Source organism: Lutibacter sp., assembly GCF_033723435.1.
In the GTDB taxonomy this organism is placed as follows: domain Bacteria; phylum Bacteroidota; class Bacteroidia; order Flavobacteriales; family Flavobacteriaceae; genus Lutibacter.
Genome location: NZ_JAWVXC010000011.1, coordinates 1 through 24,824, shown reverse-complemented (window position 1 = coordinate 24,824; position 24,824 = coordinate 1). Strand labels below are relative to the sequence as shown.

The following is a 24,824-nucleotide window of genomic DNA, read 5'->3' as shown; positions in this document are numbered from 1 at the left end:
AGTAATTACTTTACTTCGTGTATATAAGTTGCTAAATCAACTAATTTAGTTGAATATCCAAACTCATTATCATACCAAGAAATTAATTTAAAGAAATTATCGTTTAACGCAATACTTGCTCCTGCATCAAAGTTACTTGTATGTGCTTCAGAAACAAAATCTTGTGAAACAACATCTTCTTCTGTATAACTAAGTACACCTTTCATTTCATTTTCAGATGCATCTTTTAGTGCTTTTTTAATCGCATCCATAGATGCACTTTTTTCAACTCTAACGGTTAAATCAACTACTGAAACATCGGCAGTTGGAACTCTAAAAGCCATTCCAGTTAATTTACCTTCTAATGCTGGAATTACCTTAGTTACTGCTTTTGCAGCTCCTGTAGAAGCAGGAATAATATTATTTATTGCTGAACGACCTAATCTATATGCTTTTCTTGAAGGAGCATCTACTGTTGATTGAGTTGCTGTTGCTGCATGAACTGTAGTCATTAAACCTTCAACTATTCCAAAATTATCATCAATAACTTTAGCTAAAGGAGCTAAACAATTGGTTGTACAAGAAGCGTTAGATACGATTGTATCTTTAGCAGTTATTTCTTTATTATTTACACCCATTACAAACATTGGAGCATCTGCAGAAGGTGCAGAAATTGCAACTTTTTTAGCTCCTGCTTTAATATGTGCTTGTGCTTTTTCAAGTGTTGTAAAAATACCTGTACAATCTAATACTACATCTGCATTTACAGCATCCCATTTTAAGTCTTCCGGATTACGTTCTGCACTAACTCTTATTTCATTACCGTTAACAACTAGATTACCGTTTTTCACTTCAATGGTTCCATCAAATCTTCCATGAACTGAATCATATTTTAATAAATATGCCAAATGTTCTACATCTAACAAATCATTAATTCCAACTACTTGAATATTTGGTCTGCTAACTGCTATTCTAAATGCAATTCTTCCTATTCTACCAAATCCGTTAATTCCTATTTTAATTGTTGACATTTTATAATTTTTTACTTTTAATTAAATGGATGTTATTTCTGCTACTTTGAGCAATTCCTTATTTATTTCGTGATTCATTTTAATAGCATTTTCTAAACCAACTTTAGAAACTTCATTATTAGTTACACCAACCATAACCCCAGATTTTTTATCTAGTAATGTTTCAACTGCTGCAACTCCCAATCGACTAGCTAAAACTCTATCGTAGCAACTTGGAGATCCTCCGCGTTGCATATGTCCTAAAACGGAAACTCTAATATCGTAATCTGGATAATTTTCACCAATATAATCGGCTAATTCAAAAACATTTTTACCAATTTTATCTCCTTCAGACACAACAACAATACTTGAAGTTTTACCTTTTTCTCTACCTTTTTTTAGAGAATCAACTAATTTTTCTAAACCAATATTTTCTTCAGGGATTAAAATTTCTTCTGCTCCTGCTCCTATTCCTGTATTTAAAGCGATAAAACCTGCATCACGTCCCATTACCTCAATAAAAAACAGGCGATTATGAGAACTTGCAGTATCTCTAATTTTATCTATTACTTCAACTACTGTATTTAACGCGGTATCGTATCCAATAGTGTTATCTGTTCCATATATATCATTATCAATAGTTCCTGGAATTCCAACTATAGGAAAATCAAATTCTTTAATAAATTTTAATCCTCCTGTAAAAGTTCCATCTCCACCAATTATAATTAAAGCTCCAACACCTTCTTTTTTAAGATTTTCATATGCTTTAACTCTACCTTCTTTAGTTTTAAATTCTAAAGATCTAGCAGATTTTAATATAGTTCCTCCTCTATTGATAACATTACTTACGTGACGAGCAGACATTTGTTCAAAATCGCCCTCAATTAAGCCTTGATAACCTCTATAAACACCTACGCAGTCAATACGATAATAAGTACAAGCTCTAACTACCGCTCTAATTGCGGCATTCATCCCTGGGGCATCGCCTCCTGATGTTAAAACAGCTATCTTTTTTATAGGTTGATTCATACGTTAATTTATGTTGTCAAAATTACAATATTGTCAAAATTTATCCTATAAAACTATTAAATATTCACTAAAACGATTTCGCTATTAGAAATAAAAAAAGGAATGTGAAAAACATTCCTTTAAAATTCAATAAAATATTTATTATCAATACTTTAAAATCTATTTTATGGAACTAATATTTTGTATTCCCAAGGCTTAAAAATTAGTTTTTCATCCTTGTTTATAACCATCTTTTTTTGAGTAAGATAATCTAAAAATTCACCAGATAAATCTGTTGTAAATGTTACTTCTTTATCAGATAAATTTGCCATAAAAATTATTTTATCATTATCTTTTTCTCTTTTGAAAATTAATATATCATCATTATTTGAAGAGTTTATTTTTGTGTAAGAAGCAGCCTTTTTACCTCCATTTAATGCTTCATCCGAATTTTTTAACTTTCCTAATTTTTCTAACAACGGCCAAACTTTACCTTTAGTTTTATTAATAGTGTCTTTATCAAAAAAACGTAAACGTTTATTCATATCATATTCTAAACCATTATAAATCAATGGCATTCCTGGTGTGCAATACGATAATGCTATCATTGTTTGTGATGCATCTCCCATACGTTCTTTAACTGTACCATTCCAAGAGTTTTCATCGTGATTAGTTACAAAATTCATTAAAATATCTTGTTTTTGATACATGGTATCTATTTGCTTCATTCTTGCATCCCAATCTTTAACATTCTTTTTTCCTTGAGCAATACTATTCATTAAGTGGTGAGTATCCCAACTGTAAACCATGTCAAATCCATTTTTAAGCAATTTAGGTTCCCATGCTTCAGCCAACATAAAAACTGGTTTTGTTTCTTTTAATTGCTTTATAGCATTATTCCAAAAATCAACAGGAACCTCAGCTGCTACATCACATCTAAATCCATCAACATTTGCATTTTTTAACCAATATTGCATTTCGCCAACCATAGCTTTTCTTAAATTTGGATTAGAGTAATCCAATTTTGCAACATCTGTCCAATCAAAAGGTGCTACTGGATTTCCCTTATCATCACGCACGTAAAAATCTGGATGCTCTGTTAACCAATGATGGTCTCTTCCTGTATGGTTTGCTACCCAATCTAAAATTACATACATGCCATTTTCATGAGCTGTATTTACTAATTTTTTTAGATCTGTTAAATTTCCGAATTCAGGATTGACTTTAGTATAATTTGCAACAGCATAGTAACTTCCTAAAGGTCCTTTTCTATCTTTTTTAGAAATTGGATAAATAGGCATTAACCAAACTATTTTAACGCCTAATTGCTTTAATTTAGGAATATCTTTAGTAAAAGCATTAAAAGTACCTTCTGGTGAATATTGACGAATATTTGCTTCGTAAATAACTGCATTTTCTAATGCTTTATCTGAAATAGGTTGCATTGAATCTAATTTTGTGTCTGTTTTGTCTGCTTTTTTATTTTCTGGTTTACAAGAAACTAAAGCAGCAATTGTAAGAATAAAAAGAATTTTTTTCATTATTAATGATTAATTGGTTTAATACTTATTGCGAAACCTCCTCCTGGAGCTAATTTAAATTTTAAATTTGATTGGTTGGTTATGTTTTCTTTTCTAATATTTATGGATGTTGGGTTTTTATTCCAATTCGCATTTGTACCATCTTCATAAATAATTGCTTCATAAGTTTTATTTGGACTTAAAAAGTTAAATGAAATATCTAAGTCTCTTGCATTCTCGTTAGTTATTCCTCCAACAAACCAATTTTGGGTGTTTTTCTCCTCTCTGGCAATGGTAATATATTTACCTATTTCACCATTTAATATTTTTGTTTCTTGCCAGTCTACACCAACATCTTTAATAAATTGAAAAGCTGGATTACCTATATAATTTTCAGGAAGATCAGCAGCCATTTGAATTGGACTATATAAAACTACATACAACGCTAATTGTTTTGCAATTGTAGTTTTAACTTGATTATTAGGCTTGTAAGGATTTAGTTTAATGTTAAATATTCCTGGTGTAAAATCTATTGGTCCAGCTAACATCCTTGTAAAAGGAACTATAGTTGTATGTTCTGGTGGGTTACCTCCTTCAACTGACCAAGCATTAAATTCTTGTCCACGCAAACCTTCTCTTGAAACCATGTTTGGATAAGTTCTTCTTAACCCTGTTGCTTTTATAGGCTCATGAGCATCAATAGCAATTTTATATTTAGCGGCTTTTATAACTGCCTTGTTATAATTATTTACCATCCATTGCCCATGATGATATTCTCCTTTTGGGATGATTTTACCAACATAGCCTGATTTAATTGCATGCAAGTCTAGCGATTTTATTAAAGCGTAAGCCGTATCCATTTGCTTGTTATAGGTTCTTGGAGCAGCGGAAGTTTCATGATGAACTATAAGCGTAACTCCTTTCTCTTTTCCATAGCGTACTACTTCTTTTAAATCATAATCTGAATAAGGTGTTACAAAATCAAATACACCTTCTCGGTCATCAAAACCAATCCAATGTTTCCATCCTGTATTCCATCCTTCAACTAATAAGCCATGAATATTATTTTTTGAAGCAAAATCTATATAACGTTTAGCGTTTGCAGTTGTAGCTCCATGCGTCCCTTTTTTTATAATCTTACCAGTTGCTGAATTTGTATTTTGTGTAGATTCATAATCCCAAGTGGATTTTCCCAAGTGCATTTCCCACCAAATACCTACATATTTCATTGGTTTAAACCATGATACATCTCCTAATTTATTAGGTTCATTTAAATTTAAAATTAATTTTGAAGCTATTAAATCTCCTGGCTTATCTGCAATTTGTATAGTTCGCCAAGGAGTATTAAAAGGCAAGTTTCTTTTAACTGCATACCCATTAATATCTGAACTAACTAAACCGCTTTTCATTGCTAAATTTAAAGTATCCACTTTTAAAGTCATTCCTGCATAATCTATTAGAGCAGCTTCGTGAAAACTCAAATAAATACCTTTTTCTGTTTTCATAGTTACAGGTGTATTTACCGCATTTACAGGAATATAAGTTGCACCTAAATTTGCATTATTTCGTTTGCTAATTGCATTTATTTTTGAAAACTTAGTAGTATTATAAAGATGCTCATAACTATCCCAATCCCCAGGAATCCACCAAACAGTTGGGTTACTTCTTAGGTTAAATTCTGTGTTTTCATCATTAATTAATACTTCTTTTAGATTTTTTTGCTTAGGAAATTCATATCTAAATCCTAAACCATCGTTATAAACTTTAAAAACAATCGTTAATTTTCTTTTTAAGTTAGTAGTTTCTTGAAGATTTATTTTAAGCTCATTGTAATTGTTTACAACTTCACTTTGTTCTCCCCAAGGCATTTTCCAAGTGTTATTATAATTACTTAAAGTAGTATTTATAATCTTAAAATTTTGACTTAAAGATGGTGCATTTTTTAAATCAAAACCTAAAGTAGAAGTTTTAATTATTTCATTATTTTTATAAGCTACGCTGTATGAAGGTTCGCCTCTTGAAGTTACTTTAAATTTAACAACAATATTATTATTTGGGGAAGAAATAGTTTTTACACTATCATTTTGATTAGTGCAGGAAAATAATAAACTAATTATTAACGATATAAGAACTATTTTTTTCATTAGAACTTAATTTTTATACATTTTTGATTTTGTTGCGTGAATTTAACTTTAAGTATATTAGAATCTTTGTCCCAAGTATAAGAATATCCTTTTACTTGTTTAGGTTTTTTATGAATGTTATGTATAATTAATGTAATATTTTTTGGCGAAGAATGGTAATTTTTTCCTACTTCAGTTTTAATTTCAATAGTTAATTTATTGTTATTGTACTCACTTTCAAAATTAAGAATTTCATACATTCCATTTTCAAATGCTTGTGGAGTTTCACCATCATCATTGTATAACATTCCTTTACTTTCTTTAACAGATTTGTCAAAATAAAAGTTTAAATTAAAAGAGTTTAGGCTATATTTTGTAGTGTTTTGAATAGTTTTTATGGTTGGAATAAAAGCACCTCCTTTAACATAAGTTGGAATATAATTTTTATGCAAAACTATATTTTTAGTTTGTCCACCTATTACTTTTTCACCTGTATAAAAATCATACCAATTAGCATCTACTGGAAAGTAAACTTCCTGATTATTAATTCCAGATTTTAACACTGGGCTTACTAAAAAATTATTACCCCACAAGTACGATTTATCATAAGAAAATAATTTATTTGAACTTGTATCTTCAAAAAATACTGGTCGCATTAATGGAGTTCCTTTGGTATGATTTTCAAAAGCCAAAGTATAGTTATAAGGTAATAACTGATATCGTAATTCTATAGATTCTTTTGCTAATTCTTTAGTTTTGGCCTCTCTAAAAACTGGCTCTGATGGAACTTCTTCTTGAGCGTGAGGTCGATAAATAGGTTGAAAAACTCCATATTGTAGCCAACGAGTATATAACTCATCATCTAAATTTGCTCCTGCAAAACCTCCTAAATCAGAATGTGAAAAAGCTAATCCTTGCATTCCCATTTGTAACGCTATTTCTGGTTGTGATTGCAAACCTCCCCAAGTTCTATTAACATCTCCTGACCAAGGAATAAGTCCAAAGCGTTGTGATCCTGCATAACCCGCTCTCATTAAAATAAATGGGCGCTGATTTGGAAAATCATTTTGATAACCATTATATATTAATTTTGCCCAATTGTGTCCATAAATATTATGTACTTCGTCGGCTGTACCATTTACATGAATTAAATCTGAAGGATGTACTTCTGGCTCTCCTAAATCGCCCCACCAACCAGCAACTCCATAATTTTTAGCTAAGTTTTTATAAACGTTCCAAAACCATTTTTTTGCAGATGGTTTAAAAATATCAATTAAACCTGTATGTCCAAAATAAAAATCAAACGTATAAGGTTTACCTTCTTTTGTTTTTCCCAAAATATCTTTATCTACAGCTTCTTTCCATCTATCTGAAGTTGTTAAAATAAAAGGTTCAGTAACCAATATTGTTTTTATGCCTTTTTTATTAAAATTGGCAATCATTTTTTTGGGATTTGGGAAAGAATCTCTATAAAATTTTAAATTTCCCATAGTTCCTTTTATGGTTTTCCCGAACCAATATAAATCTATAATTACAGCATCAACAGGAATTTTATCATCAATAAATTTTTGAACTGTATTTTCAGTTTCTTTTTCGGAATGATAACCAAATCGACTAGAAAAATTACCTAAAGCCCAACGTGGAATTAAAGGTTGTTTACCGGTTAAAGTTGTATATTGATTTACTAAATCATCCCAATTATTGCTAGCAATTACTTGGTATGTTTTTCTTCCACTTATAGTTTCATATTGAAGACTATTATCCTTTTTACTATCTAAATCTAAATAACCAATTGGAGCATTATCAAACAAAATTGCATACTTTTTTGATGAATATGCCAAAGGCATAGTATAGTTCATTAATTCAGAATGTGTTTCGTAACCATAATGAGCACGATTATATAACTGTAATTTATAACCTCGTCGGTTCATTCCTAAAGCTCGTTCACCTGCGCCATATAAAACTTCCGTAGGATTTAAATTAAAATCAATTACTTCATATTTATTAGTTTTTTCATACCCTTTTCTTTCCGAAATTAAAAAATCATTTTTATAATAATAACTTATTTGAAAAGGAGATTTAGTAATAGTTGCTTTAATTCCTTTGGTGGTAATGGTAATATTTTGTTTGTTTTCAACAACTTTAAAAGGAATATTTTTAGGTTTTAAAACCACAGCATCTGAATGTGGATTGTAAGTTTCGTTGTTGGGAATAAACGAAGTTTCAATTATATGATTAGAATAAGGCAGAATTCTATACCAACCATCATTTGTTTGAACTTTTACAAAAGATTTGTTTGAAGACAAACTCACAAACTTTCTATTTGCATTTTGAGCAAACAAGGATATAGATATCCCATAAAAAATTACTAACAGTAGGTTTTTAAACTTCATGATTTATTTTTTTAATAAAAATTCAACTGGAAATTAGAACTATATATTTAATTTAATTCTATAACTAATGATGTTTTTCCTTGAACTGACAAATCATTTTTGGTTACATCAAATTTGGTGTTGGTTAAAATATCTGTTCCAGAAGTGTAATTTTTTAAATTTTCAGCAAATCTTTTTAACGATATAGTTTGTGCTTTTGGATTATTATTAATAACCACCATTACAGATTTTTTTTCGTTATATCTAAAATAAACATACACATTATTTTGAGGTATATAATGCGTCGTTTTTCCAGTTTGAATTACTTCTGCATTTTTACGCCAGTTTAATAACTTACTTGAAAAATTAAAAAACTCTTTCTGAACTTTTGTTCTTCCTGAATTTGTAAATGCATTATTGGTGTCATTTTTCCAACCACCAGGAAAATCACGACGAATATCTCCATCGCCATTATTTTTATTGCCTCGCATTCCTATTTCACTTCCATAATAAATTTGTGGAATACCTCGTACAGTTGCTATTAAAGTTAACGCCAGTTTATATTTTTGAATATCTCCTTTAAAAATTTCATTAATTCGTTGTGTATCATGATTCTCAGCAAATACTAATAGGTTGTTTATATTAGGATATAAATAATCATTCGTGAAATTATTATATGCTTTAATCATTCCATCATTCCAAGTTGCATTTTCTTCATTAAACATAGTAGATATTGCATCTTGCAACGTAAAATCCATTACACTTGGCAGATATGAATTATAGCTTTCTATAGCGCCTATTTTACTATCTTTTTGCCAATAAGAAATTGATGACTGATTATGCATCCAAACCTCTCCAACTATATTAAAATCTGGATATTCATCCATAATTGCTTTAGTCCATTTTGAAATACCTTCTTTATTTGCATACGAATAAGTATCAACCCTAAATCCATCTAAATTTGCATATTCTATCCACCAAATAGCATTTTGAATTAAATAATTTAAAACTAACGGATTCCGTTGATTTAAATCTGGCATAGATTTTACAAACCATCCATCCATACAATATTTTGCGTCAATTTTTGATGCATTTGGATCGTATTGTGTAGACATTCTATAATTAGAGTTTGCGTACCCTGGAAATTGATTTAACCAAGTATATGTTGGTAAATCTTTTATCATCCAGTTTTCACTACCCCAATGATTTGTAACATAATCCATTATTAATTTTAACCCTTTTTGATGTGCTTTCTCCGCTAAACCTTTATACAATTTATTCGTTCCATATCTTGGGTCAATTTTATAAGCATCCGTAATTGCATAACCGTGATAAGAATATGTTGGCTGATTATCTTCTAACAAAGGTGTGCTCCATATTGCGGTAGCTCCCAACTGTTTAATATAATCTAAATGATTTATAATTCCTTGGATATCACCTCCATGACGCCCTCCTTTTATACTTCTATCCCCTTTTTCAACAACCTCTTTTGAAGAATCATTAGTAACATCACCATTCGAAAATCTATCTGGCATAATTAAATAAACAACATCTGAACTATTAAAACCTTTTCTAAATTTTGAATTTGGACTACGTTGTTTTAGTTCATAATTCACTGAAAAATTATTTCGTTTTCCTTTTTTAGAAAAATTGATTTTAAAAATCCCTGGTTTTGCTTTTGAAACATCTAGATCAACAAATAAATAATGATTATTTTCAGTTCTTTTGACTCCTGTAACTATGATGTCTTTATTATCTACAGAAGGATTAAAACTGGCAATATTATCGCCGTAAATTAACAACTCAAGTTGATTATGGTTCATGCCTGACCACCAAAATGGTGGCTCAATCTTTTTTATGTTTTGAGCTTGTAAACTACAGGTCAAAAACAAAATAACTAATAGGAAACTTTTTTTCATTTAAACGGTTATTAATTGTTTTGAGGGTATTTTTATCTTCTCATTGTCTACTAAAATAGTCATTTCATTGCCAGATTCATTAGAGAATTTGCATTCATTTTGACTTTTATAAACATTTATTACGTTACCTCTAAAATTAATAGTAAAGGTATATGATTTCCATTTTTTTGGAATTTGAGGATTAAATGAAAGAAGACCATTTTTAACTCTCATTCCTCCAAATCCCTGAACAATAGACATCCAAGTTCCAGCCATACTTGTTATATGGCAACCTTCATCAACTTCATGATTATAATCGTCTAAATCTAACCGAGAAGTTCGCACATATTGTTCGTAAGCTTTTGGAATTCTGTCAATTGACGCCGCTAAAATAGAATGTACGCAAGGTGAAAGTGATGATTCATGAACGGTTAATGGCTCGTAAAAATCAAAATGACGCTCTATTTCTTCTTTACTAAATTGATCTTCAAAAAAGAACATTCCTTGCAAAACATCTGCTTGTTTTATATAACAAGAACGTAAAATTCTATCCCAAGACCATTTTTGATTTATTGGTCTATCTTCTACTGATAATTCAGCAACTGGAATTAATTCTTTATCTAAAAAACCATCCTGTTGTAAATAAACTTTATTTTTTTCGCTGTATGGAAAATACATGTTATCAGCTACTTGCAACCATTGCTTGGTTTCTTCTTCCGTTAAATTAGTTTTAGCAAGTACTCTTTTATAATCCTGAGCGTACTCTGTTTTTATTTTTTGTAATGATTCAATAGCATATTCAATACACCATTTTGCCAAATAGTTAGTGTAAAAATTATTATTTACATTATTTTCATATTCATTTGGACCAGTAACTCCTAAAATTACATATTTGTTTTTTGCTGCAGAAAAATTGGCTCTTTGATGCCAAAATCTGGCAACTCCAATCATAACTTCTAACCCATATTTTGGAATGTACTCAAAATCTTTAGTGTAATTTACATAGTTATAAATACCATAAATCATTGCTCCATTTCTATGAATTTCTTCAAAAGTTATTTCCCATTCGTTATGGCATTCTTCCCCATTCATAGTAACCATAGGATACAGCGCTGCTCCGTTTTTGAACCCTAATTTTTCGGCGTTTTCAATAGCTTTATCTAATTGATTATATCTATATAAAAGTAGATTTTTAGCTACACTTGCATCTTTAGTAGCCATATAAAAAGGAATACAATAGGCTTCCGTATCCCAATAAGTACTTCCTCCATATTTTTCACCTGTAAATCCTTTAGGCCCTATATTTAAACGAGAATCTGTGCCTAAATAGGTTTGATTTAATTGAAAAATATTAAATCTAATTCCTTGTTGTGCTTTTATATCTCCTTCTATTTTTATATCAGAAGTTTTCCAAATAGCTGCCCAAGAATTTACTTGTTCTTGCAATAAAATATCAAAACCTAATTCACTAGCTTGTTGTACATTTTTTAAACCTGCTTTTACTAATTTCTCTTCTTTATAATTCAAAGAAGTAACGTAGCTAGCATATTTATAAATAGTAACTGTATCTCCTTGATTTATTTTTAAATTGTAGGAATAGGTTAGTTTTTTTTCTTGAACATTAGTGGTTTGTTCTAGATCAACCTTTTTATTATTATGGGAAAATGATACTGACATTGCAGTACCAACATAAAAATTAGTTTTTAAGGTTTTTGCTAAAATACAGCCTTCATTTGTTCCTTTTTCAATATTTAAAATATCCCAAAAATACTCATCATAATTAGAATCTTGATTAACAATACCTGCATCTAGATATGGTTTAAAAGTAATTTCTCCTGAAAAATTCACTGCTTTTACACTGTATTTTATTGCTCCAACTTCATTATGAGCAATACTTATAATTCGTTTAGAAATTACTTCAATTTCTTCACCTGTTGCTAAAACTGCATTAAAAGAACGGCTTAACCAACCTTCTTTCATATTTAACTCACGCTTAAAATTTTGTATTTTACACGTGTTTAAATCTAAATTGGTTTTATTAATTTTAATCTGAATCCCAATCCAATTTGGTGCATTTAGCACTTTAGCAAAGTACTCTGGATATCCATTTTTCCACCAACCAACTCTTGTTTTATCAGGGTAATAAATACCTCCTATATAACTTCCTTGAAAAGAAGGTCCTGAATAATCTTCTTCAAAATTTGCTCTTTGCCCTAATGCTCCATTTCCAATACTGAACAAACTTTCAGATGATTTAACATTATCTTTGTTAAACCCTTCTTCAATAATTGACCATTCATTAGGTATAATATAATTCTTATTCATTTCTTTTAATTAAGCTTTTTAAGAATGCTGTAGTTATTTTTGAGGTATCCTCAAAAACATAATTTGCATCTTTTAATACATCTGAATCTCCAATACCTATACTTATCATATTTGCAGCATTAGCTGCTGCAACACCTGCAATTGCATCTTCAACAACTACACATTTTATTGGATCCATTTTTAATTTTTCTGCTCCTAATAAAAACACTTCAGGATCTGGTTTTGCTTTGCTAACATGATTTCCATCTACTATTGCAGTAAACTTATTAAGCAACCCAACTTTATCGAGAATTAAAGGAGCATTTTTACTTGCTGAACCCAATGCAAATTTCACATTGTTTTCTATTAAAAAATTCAACATATTAGTTACTCCTGGTAATATCTCATCTGAAGTCATTCTATTAACATAGGACAGATATTCTTCATTTTTTTTTAAAAGCAGTTCTTGTTTTTTTTCATCGGTTAATTCTATATTTCCGATTTTAAGTAATATTTCAAGTGACTTCACTCTGCTAACTCCTTTTAATTGTTCATTTTGTTCTTTGGTAAAATCAAACCCTAACGAGTTTGCTAAATTTTTCCAAGCCAAAAAATGATACTTTGCAGTGTCCACTATTACACCATCTAAATCAAAAATAAATGCTATTTTATTATTCATTATAACTAGTTACTTATTGAACGTTATCATCTACATCTTTAACTTTATAAACTAACATGGCTGCAATTAAAAAAGAAACTCCACTTGCGATTAACGCATAAATAGCATCGCCTCCATAAAAATACTTAACAATAGGACCTCCTATTAAAGCATTTATTATTTGTGGAATCACTATAAAAAAGTTGAAAATGCCCATGTACACACCCATTTTTTTTACAGGTATTGCACCTGCTAAAATTGCGTATGGCATTGCTAATATACTTGCCCAAGCAATTCCGACTCCAATCATAGAAAGTATTAACCAATATTGATTTGGCATAATAAAAATAGACACTAACCCTAACCCTCCTATAACTAAAGAAATGCTATGTGTTTTTTTTCTTCCCACTTTTTTTGCAATTGCAGGTAGAAAGAAGGCATATATTGCAGATACTAAATTATAAACGCCAAACAAAACACCAACCCAGTCTCCTGCATTTTGATATGCTTCACTACTGGAATCTGATAATGGTAATCCATAAATATGATGTGCTATTGCTGGAGTAGAAAACACCCACATGCCAAACAAACCAAACCATGAAAAGAATTGAACAAAACTCAATTGTTTCATTGTTAATGGCATTTCTTTAAAATCAGTAAAAATGTCTAAAATACTAGATTTTTTTTCTTCTTCTATAATTTCATCTTTACTTGCATTAATTAGAGCCATTTCTTCAGGAGAGTACTCTTTGGTAGTTACCACCGTAATAATTATACTAACTAACAACACAATTGCACCAATTATAAAAGATAAAAGTAAATTTAAAGGTACTTCACCTGGCTGTGTATTATTTGCAACACCAAACCAATTTGTTAATACATAAGGTAACCACGATCCAACTACTGCTCCAATACCAATTAGAATAGTTTGAATACTAAACCCTAAAGTTCTTTGATCAGAAGGTAAAATATCTGCTACAAGAGCTCTAAAAGGTTCCATAGCTATATTAAATGAAGCATCCATTATCATTAACATACCTGCACCTACCCATAAAGCAGGTAAAAAGGCAGTAAACATAGCTGCATTAGGCATAAAAATAAGTCCCATAGATGCTAAAATGGCACCTGTTAAAAAGTAAGGTCTTCTTCGTCCTAAACGCGTCCAAGTTTTATCACTATAATAACCAATAATTGGTTGCACAATTAAACCTGTTAATGGTGCTACTATCCAAAACCATGATAATTCTTCTACGTGAGCTCCAAAAATTTGTAAAATTCTACTTGCATTTGCATTTTGTAATGCAAAGCCCATTTGAATTCCCAAGAACCCGAAACTTAAATTCCAGATTTCCCAGAAACTTAGTTTCCGTTTTTCCATAAATTAAATATGTTAGAATATATCAACTATAAGAAAAATCTTATAATTGCTTGTGTGAAGTGTGAAAAACAGTAGTTGTAAAATTACTTTTACAGGACAAATATATTAAATTAATATGAATTTTTAACTTTTTTAAAAGTCAGATTCTATTACAAACACCCTAAATAACAAACTACAACCTTTGAGTTCTATAAAAAATTGATAAAAAAATTATATTAATCTGTAGATAGTGTGGATTTTCTAATTTTTAAATTAGTTGAAATTACTTCTTTCCTAAATTCTCCTTGAGAAATTTGTTCTATCCTTTTAATTAATAACTCTGCAGCTTGTTGCCCCATTTCAAAACCGTGCTGTACAACTTCTGATAATGGTGGATATGTAAATTCGGAAATAAGACCATCAGTAAAACCAATAATAGCTATATCCTTTGGAATAGAAAGCTTTCTTTCTTTAGCTATTTTTAAAGCGTTTGCAGCATAAATTTCGTTTACGGCTAAAATAGCATCAGGCGGATTGTTTACAAAAATTACTTTTTTAATTTGCTCGTATAAATCTTTAGTATCATCTATTTTGTAAATTAAATTTTCATCTACCTCAATTCCATTTTGGCGTAAAGATTTTAAATAACCTTCTTTTCGTAACGATCCAACTGTAATAAAATCTTGAGTGGTAAGTAATGCAATTTTTTCAGAACCAATCTCTATCAAATGATTAGTAGCTTTATAAGCCCCACCGGCATCATCAATAATAACTTTATCGCAAGCTAAATTTTCATTAATCCTATCAAATAACACTAGTGGAAAATCATCTTTTATTAACCCTTCAAAATGTGAGTAATCATTTTTTTGTTGAGTTTCTCTGGCTATAGAAACAATTAAACCGTCTACACTTCCATTGGTAAGCACACTAAAATTAGAAACTTCTTTTTCGTAAGATTCATTAGATACACAGACCATTACATTGTAACCTTTTTTCGTTGCATATTGCTCAATTCCATTAATTACTGTTGAGAAAAAATGATGTACAATTTCAGGGATAATTACGCCAATAACAGATGTTTTTTGATTGCGTAATTGTAATGCTAAACTATTTGGTTTGTAGTTATAATAATCTGCAAATGCTTTTATTTTTTCGCGTGTTTCTTCACTTATTTCATGACTATCTTTTAGAGCTTTGGAAACTGTTGAAATAGACACTCCAAATTCACTTGCTATTTTTTTTAAAGTAATTCTTGGTTTCATATAAAAAATCAATCAAAATTCATCATCTATACAAATATAAACTAATAACTGAAACTATATAATTTTCATTAAAAATTTATTAAATTAACTATGTCTTAACTTTTTTGAAAAAAACATTAAAAATGACTCTCAAACTCTAACGTTTGCGTAAAAAAGTTATAAACACGAAAACGTTTTCGAAACTCAGAAACTAATATAAGTCATTGTTAAATAATTGTTAACTCCTTAACTTCACAGAGTGAAATGTAATAAAAACAGTAAAAACAATTAAAAACTTAATTATTAATTAACTTAAAATAAATGAAAAATTTTAGACTTTTTTTGTTAAATGTCATTCTTCTCTTTCCTTTAGTTATGTTTGGTCAACAAACTATTAAAGGGACGGTTACAGAAGCTACAGGTGGAACGGCTTTACCTGGCGTTGGCGTTTTAATTAAAGGAACCACTACAGGTACCTCAACAGACTTTGATGGGAATTACTCCTTAGATAAAGTAAAAACAGGTGATGTATTGGTTTTTTCTTATGTAGGATTTAAAACTCAAGAAATTAAAGTTGGAAGTAACACTACAATTAACGTTGCTCTAGTTGAAAGTACTGAGTCATTAGATGAAGTTGTAATTGTAGGTTATGGTGTAACAACTGTAAAAGATGCTACAGGTTCAATAACTTCAGTAAAAACAAAAGATTTAAATAGAGGAAACATTGTTTCTCCAGACCAAATGTTAACTGGTAAATTAGCCGGTGTACAAGTAACTTCTGGCGGTGGTGCTCCTGGTAGTGGATCAACTATCCGAATTAGAGGTGGAGCTTCATTAACAGCTACAAATGATCCGCTATTTATTATTGATGGTGTTCCTGTTGATAATAATGGTATTTCAGGAATGAGAAATCCACTAAATACCATTAATCCAAATGATATTGAATCTTATACTATATTAAAAGATGCCTCTGCAACTGCTATTTATGGTTCTAGAGCATCTAATGGAGTAATAATAATAACCACAAAAAAAGGTAAAGGTGATGGATTTAAAGCTAATTATAGTGCTAATTTTTCAGTAAATGAAAATTCTAAAACTGTTGATGCCTTATCTCCTTCTCAATTCAGAGCATATGTAAATGCAAATGGATTATCAAGCGACATAGCTTTATTAGGTAATGCCAACACAAACTGGCAAGATCAAATTTTTAAAACAGGTTATGGAACAAATCATAATTTGAGTGTTTCAGATGGAACTGAAAAACTTAATTATAGAACTTCTATTGGGTACACAAATCAAACTGGTACTTTGTTAACCTCAAAATTAGAAAGAGCTACATATGCCATTAGCATTGGATCAAAATTATTTGATGATCATTTGAAAATTGATGTAAACACAAAAGCTGCATTAGTAAATAATCGCTTTGCTGATACTGGAGCTATTGGTAATGCTATTTCATTTGACCCAACAAAACCTGTATATGACAGTACATCTCCTTATGGAGGATATTTTGAATGGTTACAATCGCCTGGTGGAGCTCCAATTGCTGTTGGTGCGCCAAAAAATCCAGTTGCTTTATTAAGCCAAAGAGATGATACTTCAAATGCTAAAAGGCTTATTGGTAATGTACAATTTGACTATAAAATGCATTTTTTACCTGAATTACGAGCTAACCTTAACCTAGGTTTTGATCAATCAAAAAGTAAAGGCGACGATATTGTAGATAACTCAGCAAATTCAACTTTAAGTGATGGAACTATATTTAGAAGCACAAACCATTACGAGCAAACTAAAGATAATAAGTTAATGGACTTTTATTTAGACTATGCTAATGATTTGAAATCTATAAATAGTACAATCGATATAATGGCAGGTTATTCCTATCAAAACTTTAAAGATAGTGGATTTAATAATAGAGTTGCAGCAAGTGGAAATGAAAATAATGATTATTATAATGAATCAAATTTACAATCTTATTTTGGGCGTTTAAAATATACATTTGCTGACAAATATTTGCTAACCTTAACATACAGACGCGATGGTTCTTCAAGATTTAGTAAACAAAATCGTTGGGGTGATTTCCCTTCTGCAGCTTTGGCTTGGAAAATTTACGATGAACCTTTTATGAAAGATTCTAAAACGTTTTCTAATTTAAAACTCCGTTTAAGCTGGGGTATTACAGGTCAACAAAATTTAAATGATAATTATTATCCTTATATTCCAACTTATTTAGGAAGTACTGCTACTGCTCAATACCAATTTGGTTCAACCTTCATAAATACCTATAGAGCTCAACCATATAATGCCTCATTAAAATGGGAACAAACAGAAACCTATAATGCAGGTTTAGATTTTGGATTACTTGATGGAAAAATAAACGGAACGGTTGATGCTTACTTTAGAAAAACTAAAGATTTATTAAACTTTATCCCATTCCCTGCAGGGTCTTCACTATCTAATGCTGACAATGCAAATATTGGAAAAATGGAAAATAAAGGGATTGAAGTTACTTTAAACTCAGATATTATCAATACTGATGATTTAAAATTAAACATAGGAGGTAACTTTACATGGGCTAATACTAAAATCACAAAATTAACTACTAATGATGACCCTAATTACGAAGGAGTTGAAGTTGGTGGATTTAATGGTGGTGTTGGTAACTACATTCAAAGACATTCCGTAGGATTCGCTCCTTATTCATTTTTTGTATACCAACAAGTATATGATGCTAATGGTAAACCGATTGAAGGCGTTTATGTAGACAGAAATAACGACGGACAAATAACTATTGCTGATAAATACAGATATAAAAAACCTGCAGCAGATTATACGTTTGGATTTACCACTAATTTAAATTATAAAAAATGGAACTTTAATATGGCTTGGAGAGGAAGTATTGGAAACTATGTTTATAATAATATAGACTCTAACTTAGGGTTTGAATTCCAATTATTAAATCCAGCTTTTCCAGATGTAATTTCAAATGGTGTAGCTAATGTATTAGAATCAGGATTCATTAATGGAGGTACTGAAAGATATTTATCTGATTACTATATTCAAGAAGCTTCCTTCTTAAAACTAGACAATGTAACTGTTGGTTACAATTTAGGAAGTGTATTAGGAGAAAATACAAACTTCACTATTTCAGGAACAGTACAAAATGTTTTAACTATTACAGATTACAAAGGTCTAGATCCTGAAGTTAGCGGAGGTATTGATTATAATATTTATCCAAGACCAATAGTATATATGCTTGGTGTTAATTTAAACTTTTAATTAATAAAAAATGAAAAAATATTCTTTTAAAATATTCTTTTTAGGTACCATTGTAACCTTGCTTACTATGACTTCGTGTTTAAATGATTTAAACACCACTCCTAAAGATAAAGATATTGTTTTAGCTTCAGATTTATTTAATGATCCTGCGGCCTATAAACAAGTGCTTGCTAAATTATATGCTGGCTTAGCAATAAGCGGACAACAAGGTCCTGCTGGTTTACCTGATATTTCAGGTATTGACGAAGGATTTAGTCAATATTTACGTCAATATTGGTTAGCTCAAGAAGTAACTACTGATGAAGCTGTTATAGGCTGGGCAGATGGTAGTTTACCTGATTACCATGAACAAGATTGGAATTCTAATAATGAGTTTGTAAGAGCATTATACAATAGAATAATGTATCAAATTACTTCTTGTAATGCATTTTTACGTGAAACTACAGATGATAAGTTAAGCGCTAGAGGTGTTACTGGACAATTATTAACTGACGTACATGAGTACAGAAATGAAGCTCGTTTTTTAAGAGCATTAAGTTATTACCATGCAGTTGATTTATTTGGTAGTTTCCCATTTGTAACTGAAGCTGATGAGGTAGGTTATTTCTTCCCTCCTCAAAAAAGTAGAACAGAGTTATTCAATTTTGTAGAAAATGAATTATTAGATATTGAAGGCAGTATGCCTGCTCCAAAATCTAATGAATATGCTAGAGCTGATCAAGCTGCTGTTTGGACATTATTAGCTAAAATGTACTTAAATGCTGAAGTTTATACAGGTACTGCTAGATATAGTGATTGTATTACCTATGCAAATAAAGTAATTAACGCAGGGTACACATTAGAACCTGCATATAAAAACTTGTTTTTAGCAGATAATAATACAGCAGGTGGAGTAATTTTCCCAATAGCATTTGATGGCTTACATACACAATCTTATGGAGGAACAACTTTCTTAATCCACGCGGAAGTTGGTGGAAGTATGGATCCAGCAGACTTTGGTATCAACGGTGGTTGGGGAGGTAACAGAACCACCAAAAACTTAGTTAATCTATTTGGTGCTGATGTTTCTGCTACAGATATTGCTACAGCAAATACAGCTATAGGTCCTGCTTCTAATTGGGGAGTAGTTGGTTCTGCAACACCAAATGGTTGGGATGGACCAGATTTAACTTTATATGAAACTGGAACTACTGACGTTTACCAAGGTTACGTAAATTTGGCTGATGGTGAAATTAAATTTAGACCTGACAATACTTGGGGAAGTGATTTTGGCGACAATGGTAGTAATATTAGTGTAACAGCTGGTATTTATAAAGTTACCATTAATACGGCTGATCAAACTTATACTTTAGAAAAAGATGATAGAGCTATGTTCTACACTGATGGACAAAATTTAGAAATTGAATCAGTACCAACTTTTACAGATGGTTATGCAATTACTAAATTTAAAAATGTAGATAAAAATGGAGTTGCTGGTTCGGATACTAGTGGTAATTTTACAGATACTGATTTCCCTTTATTCAGATTAGCAGATGTTTATTTAATGTATGCTGAAGCTGTTCTTAGAGGTGGAGGTGGAGATGAAGCTACTGCTTTATCTTATGTAAATCAACTTAGAGCTAGAGCAAACGCCGTTCCAGTTTCTTCAATCAATTTAGATTTAATTCTTAATGAAAGAGGAAGAGAGTTATACTGGGAAGGAACTAGAAGAACTGACTTAGTTAGATATGGTAGATTTACAGATGGCAATTATGTTTGGCCTTGGAAAGGTGGAGTAGCTGAAGGGACTTCAACACCTAGCTTCCGTAACATTTTACCTATTCCATCAACTGATTTAAATGCAAATCCAAATTTAACTCAAAACCCTGGGTATTAATCTTTTAAATTAGACACAATGAAAAAAATATTTAAAAATATATTAATGCTATTCACAGCTACTACTTTGTTAGTAGCTTGTGATAGCCAAGATTTAACTGTATTAGATCCTAATGCTTCTACTACAGTAAGCCTTTCTGCTAGCGATGTGGTTTTAGACCCTAATAATGCTGGACAAGATGTTTTAACTGTTAATTGGACTGAACCTGATTTTGGATTTAATGCAGGTGTAAATTATCAAGTTATTTTAACCTACACAGGAAGTGACCCTAAAGTAATTAACATAGGTAACAATTTAAGTAAAGTTTTTGAAAATGTTGAGTTAAATAAAATTTTACTTGGTTTAGGATTACCAGCAGGAGAATCTTCTGAAGTAACCGTACAAGTAAAAGCAGTTTTAAGTGCAACTAGCGAAATACTTTCAAATACAACTACATTTAACGCTACTGTTTATGCTGATAAACTAGATTTATCAACTATTTGGGGTGTTGTAGGTAGTGCTACACCAAATGGATGGGACGGTCCTGATATGCCTTTCTATACAACTAGTGATGCTAATGTATTAGTTGCATACGTTTCTTTAGCAGATGGTTTTATTAAATTCAGAACTAATAATTCTTGGGATTTAAATTATGGAGATGATGGTAATGATGGCACTTTAGAAGCTGGAGGAGCAGATATTCCTGTTAATGCTGGTACTTATAAAATTACTTTTAATATTACTGATTTAACCTATACTATTGAAACTTATACTTGGGGACTAGTAGGAGATGCAACTCCTAATAGCTGGGATGGACCTGATATGCCTATGTCTTATGATTCTTATTCTGATACATGGAAAGCTGTTGTTACATTAGCTGACGGAGATATTAAATTTAGGTTTAATAATGATTGGGCTCTAAACTATGGAGATGATGGTGCTGATGGAACCTTAGAAAACGGAGGAGCAAATATTACTGTTACTGCTGGAAATTATTTAGTAACCTTAGATTTAAACAATTTAGTATATACAATTGAACCAATTGATATTTGGGGCTTAGTAGGAGATGCAGCTCCAAATGGATGGGATGGTCCAAATGTTCGTTTTACTCCTGATTATGGAACTGATGGTGTTTGGTATTTAAATGGAGTTACTTTAATAGATGGAACAATTAAGTTTAGAACCAATGATAGTTGGGATGTTAACTATGGCGATGATGGTAATGACGGGACTTTAGAATCAGGAGGAGCAAATATTCCTGTTACTGCTGGAACTTATGACATCGTACTAGATTTTAGTGATCCAAACGCACCAACTTATACAATAACAGCAAGTTAACAAATACTTTTATGCTTAGTATAAATTAATAAGTAAAAAATCTGCATAGAAAAAATCTATGCAGATTTTTATTTATTGACCATTTAATTCCTAAGAAATTATTTAAATTCAAAAAATGAAAAAACTATTACACTTAGTATTATTTTTAATTGGTACAGTTGCTTTTTCTCAGGTAACTACTAATCCTGCATTGCCTACTGCTAACGACCAAATAACAGTTACTTTTAATGCTACTGGGACTGCTTTAGAAGGCTATACTGGAGACGTATACACACATACTGGAGTTACAGTAAATGGTACGCAATGGCAAAACGTAATTGGAACTTGGGGTGATAACGCTATACAACCTAAACTAACACGTGATAGTTCAAATCCTGATGTTTATACTTTAATAATAACACCCGATGTTTATACTTTTTATGGTGTAGCAACAACCGATACCATAACTGAATTAGATTTTGTTTTTAGAGCATCTTCTGGCTCCCCTCAATCTGCAGACATATTTGTACCTATTTATGCCGCTGGTTTAAATATAACTTTTACAAACCCTTCAAACGAAAGTGTCTTTAATTTAAACGATACCGTTACTATTTCTGCTGAATCATCCATAAATTCAGATTTAGAACTATTTATTGATGGTGTATCGCAACAAACTGCAACCAATACCAAAACTATAACTTTTAATTATACATTTACAACAACTGGTTCACATACCTTTAAAGCTGTTACTACTACAACAGCTGAAACTAAAGAAACAAGCATAAATGTTTATGTAAAAACCCAAACAGTAAACGCTACAAAACCAACAGGATTAAAATATGGTGCAAATATAAATCCTGATAATACGGTTACTTTTCTATTACAAGCGCCATTAAAAAATGATGTATTTCTTCTTGGAGATTTTAACAACTGGACTTTAGATTCTAATTATCAAATGGCAAAAGATGGTGATGATTTTTGGATCACTTTGTCTGGGTTAGATATTAATACCGAATATGCTTACCAATATTTAATTGATTACAATATTAAAGTTGCTGATCCTTACAGCACAAAAATTTTAGACCCCAATAACGACCAATATATACCAACTACAACTTATCCTAACTTAAAAGCATATCCAACAAATTTAACCACTGGCATTGTTTCTACATTCCTAATTAATGATCCCACTTATACTTGGCAAACTACAAATTTTGTAAAACCAAATGAACACAATTTAATAGTTTATGAATTATTATTAAGAGATTTTACAGTAGTTAACACCAATGATATAGGCGATTTAAAAACTGCTTTAACCAAGCTAGATTATTTAAAAAGTTTAGGAATTAATGCAATTGAACTAATGCCCGTTAGCGAATTTGAAGGCAATGATAGCTGGGGCTATAACCCTTCATTCCACGGAGCTTTAGATAAAGCTTATGGAACAAAAAACGATTTAAAACAATTTGTAGATGAATGTCATTCAAGGGGCATTGCCGTTATTTTAGATGTTGTTTATAATCACGCTTTCGGACAAAGTCCTCTAGTGCAAATGTACTGGGATAGCAGTATTAACAAACCTGCAGCTAATAGTCCTTATTTTAATCAAGATGCTACACATCCATATAGTGTTGGATACGATTTTAATCATGAAAGCACGTACACAAAAACCTATGTAAAACAAACTTTAGAACATTGGGTAAATGAATTTAAAGTAGATGGTTTTAGATTTGATTTGTCTAAAGGTTTTACGCAAACTGTAAATACAGATGTTGGAGCTTGGGGAAATTATGACGCATCAAGAATTGCAATACTTGAAGATTATGCAAATGATATTTGGACAAATACATCTAATGATGAATATCTAATTTTAGAACATTTTGCCGATAATTCAGAAGAAACTGAATTGGCTAATTATGGTTTTATGCTTTGGGGGAATAGCAATTATAGCTACGGTCAAAACACCATGGGATATCCTTCTGGAGCAGATATAAGTTGGATGTCATATTTAAATAGAGGATGGAATAACCCTAATGTTGTAGGTTATATGGAAAGTCATGATGAAGAGCGATTAATGTACAAAAACTTAACTTCTGGTAATAGCAGCGGAAATTACGATGTCAAAAATTTAAATACAGCATTAGCTAGAGAAGAATTAGCTGGAATGTTCTTTTTTACTATACCAGGTCCAAAAATGATTTGGCAATTTGGGGAATTAGGATATGATTTCTCAATCAATACTTGTACCGATGGTACCGTAAGTAACGATTGTAGATTATCTAGAAAACCAATACATTGGGAATATTTTGATGATACAAATAGAAAACAAATTTACAATACTTGGGCAACATTAATGGCTTTTAAAAAACAACAACCTGTTTTTAACAGCACAGATTTTAGTTTAAATGTTAGTGGGCTTGTAAAATCAATAACATTAAAAGACCCAAGTATGGATGTTGTTTTAGTGGGTAATTTTGATGTTACAACAAAAACTATTGCTCCTCAATTTACACAAACAGGTGTTTGGTATGAATATTTTACAGGACAAGAAAAAACAGTAACAGACGTTAATGAATCATTAACATTGGCTCCAGGCGAATATAAATTATATTCAACCGTAAAATTATTAGATCCAAGAGGAGGAACTAGTGCTGATGACAGTGATGGAGATGGAGTTGTTGACACTAATGATTTATGCCCAAATACACCTGCTGGAACTACTGTAACGACATCTGGATGCCCTATATTTTCATTGCCTACAGATAATTTCAACATTCAGGTAACCAGTGAAACGTGTCCAGATAAAAATAATGGACAGATATTCATTACCACAAATGAAACTCACGATTATGTAGCTACTATAAATGGGACAGATTATCCATTTACCAATACCTTAACAGTGG

Annotated in this window: 14 protein-coding genes; 4 read left to right on the top strand and 10 right to left on the bottom strand. The window is 30.8% G+C overall.

What is annotated here, in order from left to right; all coding sequences use genetic code 11:
* Window positions 1-5: 5 nt before the first annotated feature.
* From gap to R3342_RS12645, 10 genes are all read right to left on the bottom strand, one after another.
* Window positions 6-1,010 carry a type I glyceraldehyde-3-phosphate dehydrogenase gene (gene gap, locus R3342_RS12690; RefSeq protein WP_318940733.1) on the bottom strand — a complete coding sequence of 335 codons (1,005 nt, stop codon included), beginning with the start codon at window positions 1,008-1,010 and terminating at the stop codon, window positions 6-8.
* 21 nt (window positions 1,011-1,031) lie between these two features.
* On the bottom strand, window positions 1,032-2,018 hold the full coding sequence (pfkA, locus tag R3342_RS12685) for a 6-phosphofructokinase (protein ID WP_318940732.1): 987 nt from the start codon (window positions 2,016-2,018) through the stop codon (window positions 1,032-1,034).
* A gap of 164 nt (window positions 2,019-2,182) precedes the next feature.
* Window positions 2,183-3,538, bottom strand: coding sequence for an alpha-amylase family glycosyl hydrolase (locus R3342_RS12680; RefSeq protein ID WP_318940731.1), 1,356 nt, complete (start codon window positions 3,536-3,538; stop codon window positions 2,183-2,185).
* Window positions 3,539-3,540: 2 nt separating this feature from the next.
* Window positions 3,541-5,661: a glycoside hydrolase family 97 protein gene (locus R3342_RS12675; protein ID WP_318940730.1), complete on the bottom strand. Its 2,121-nt coding sequence runs from the start codon at window positions 5,659-5,661 to the stop codon at window positions 3,541-3,543.
* Window positions 5,661-8,033, bottom strand: a complete 2,373-nt coding sequence (locus tag R3342_RS12670) for a TIM-barrel domain-containing protein (RefSeq protein WP_318940729.1) — start codon at window positions 8,031-8,033, stop codon at window positions 5,661-5,663. Before R3342_RS12670 ends, R3342_RS12675 begins: the two co-directional genes overlap by 1 nt.
* Window positions 8,034-8,080: 47 nt before the next feature.
* Window positions 8,081-9,931 carry a glycoside hydrolase family 13 protein gene (locus R3342_RS12665; RefSeq protein ID WP_318940728.1) on the bottom strand — a complete coding sequence of 617 codons (1,851 nt, stop codon included), beginning with the start codon at window positions 9,929-9,931 and terminating at the stop codon, window positions 8,081-8,083.
* Entirely contained in the window at window positions 9,932-12,235 is a 2,304-nt protein-coding gene (locus R3342_RS12660; RefSeq protein WP_318940727.1) for a glycoside hydrolase family 65 protein, read from the bottom strand.
* Window positions 12,228-12,893 carry a beta-phosphoglucomutase gene (gene pgmB, locus R3342_RS12655; RefSeq protein WP_318940726.1) on the bottom strand — a complete coding sequence of 222 codons (666 nt, stop codon included), beginning with the start codon at window positions 12,891-12,893 and terminating at the stop codon, window positions 12,228-12,230. The genes R3342_RS12660 and pgmB overlap by 8 nt, the downstream gene beginning before the upstream one ends.
* Window positions 12,894-12,906: 13 nt before the next feature.
* Window positions 12,907-14,250 (bottom strand): MFS transporter, encoded by a 1,344-nt coding sequence (locus R3342_RS12650; protein ID WP_318940725.1) that lies wholly within the window; start codon window positions 14,248-14,250, stop codon window positions 12,907-12,909.
* A gap of 215 nt (window positions 14,251-14,465) precedes the next feature.
* Window positions 14,466-15,491, bottom strand: a complete 1,026-nt coding sequence (locus R3342_RS12645) for a LacI family DNA-binding transcriptional regulator (protein WP_318940724.1) — start codon at window positions 15,489-15,491, stop codon at window positions 14,466-14,468.
* A 300-nt stretch (window positions 15,492-15,791) separates the two neighbouring features.
* Between R3342_RS12645 and R3342_RS12640 the strand changes: the two genes are divergently transcribed.
* The 4 genes from R3342_RS12640 to R3342_RS12625 all read left to right on the top strand — a co-directional run.
* Complete coding sequence (locus tag R3342_RS12640) at window positions 15,792-18,749, top strand: TonB-dependent receptor (RefSeq protein WP_318940723.1); 2,958 nt, start codon at window positions 15,792-15,794, stop codon at window positions 18,747-18,749.
* Between the two features lie 10 nt (window positions 18,750-18,759).
* Window positions 18,760-20,625 (top strand): RagB/SusD family nutrient uptake outer membrane protein, encoded by a 1,866-nt coding sequence (locus tag R3342_RS12635; protein ID WP_318940722.1) that lies wholly within the window; start codon window positions 18,760-18,762, stop codon window positions 20,623-20,625.
* A gap of 18 nt (window positions 20,626-20,643) precedes the next feature.
* Window positions 20,644-21,942 (top strand): SusE domain-containing protein, encoded by a 1,299-nt coding sequence (locus tag R3342_RS12630; protein ID WP_318940721.1) that lies wholly within the window; start codon window positions 20,644-20,646, stop codon window positions 21,940-21,942.
* Window positions 21,943-22,057: 115 nt separating this feature from the next.
* Window positions 22,058-24,824, top strand: a 2,767-nt coding sequence (locus R3342_RS12625) for an alpha-amylase family glycosyl hydrolase (RefSeq protein WP_318940720.1), incomplete at its 3' end; no start/stop codon positions are given.

Bases quoted from the DNA above. Each gene is read 5' to 3' on its own strand.
- R3342_RS12660 (WP_318940727.1), bottom strand. From the start codon at position 12,235: ATGAATAAGAATTATATTATACCTAATGAATGGTCAATTATTGAAGAA.
- R3342_RS12670 (WP_318940729.1), bottom strand. From the start codon at position 8,033: ATGAAGTTTAAAAACCTACTGTTAGTAATTTTTTATGGGATATCTATA.
- pfkA (WP_318940732.1), bottom strand. From the start codon at position 2,018: ATGAATCAACCTATAAAAAAGATAGCTGTTTTAACATCAGGAGGCGAT.
- R3342_RS12650 (WP_318940725.1), bottom strand. From the start codon at position 14,250: ATGGAAAAACGGAAACTAAGTTTCTGGGAAATCTGGAATTTAAGTTTC.
- R3342_RS12665 (WP_318940728.1), bottom strand. From the start codon at position 9,931: ATGAAAAAAAGTTTCCTATTAGTTATTTTGTTTTTGACCTGTAGTTTA.
- R3342_RS12680 (WP_318940731.1), bottom strand. From the start codon at position 3,538: ATGAAAAAAATTCTTTTTATTCTTACAATTGCTGCTTTAGTTTCTTGT.
- R3342_RS12630 (WP_318940721.1), top strand. From the start codon at position 20,644: ATGAAAAAAATATTTAAAAATATATTAATGCTATTCACAGCTACTACT.
- gap (WP_318940733.1), bottom strand. From the start codon at position 1,010: ATGTCAACAATTAAAATAGGAATTAACGGATTTGGTAGAATAGGAAGA.
- pgmB (WP_318940726.1), bottom strand. From the start codon at position 12,893: ATGAATAATAAAATAGCATTTATTTTTGATTTAGATGGTGTAATAGTG.
- R3342_RS12640 (WP_318940723.1), top strand. From the start codon at position 15,792: ATGAAAAATTTTAGACTTTTTTTGTTAAATGTCATTCTTCTCTTTCCT.
- R3342_RS12675 (WP_318940730.1), bottom strand. From the start codon at position 5,661: ATGAAAAAAATAGTTCTTATATCGTTAATAATTAGTTTATTATTTTCC.
- R3342_RS12645 (WP_318940724.1), bottom strand. From the start codon at position 15,491: ATGAAACCAAGAATTACTTTAAAAAAAATAGCAAGTGAATTTGGAGTG.
- R3342_RS12635 (WP_318940722.1), top strand. From the start codon at position 18,760: ATGAAAAAATATTCTTTTAAAATATTCTTTTTAGGTACCATTGTAACC.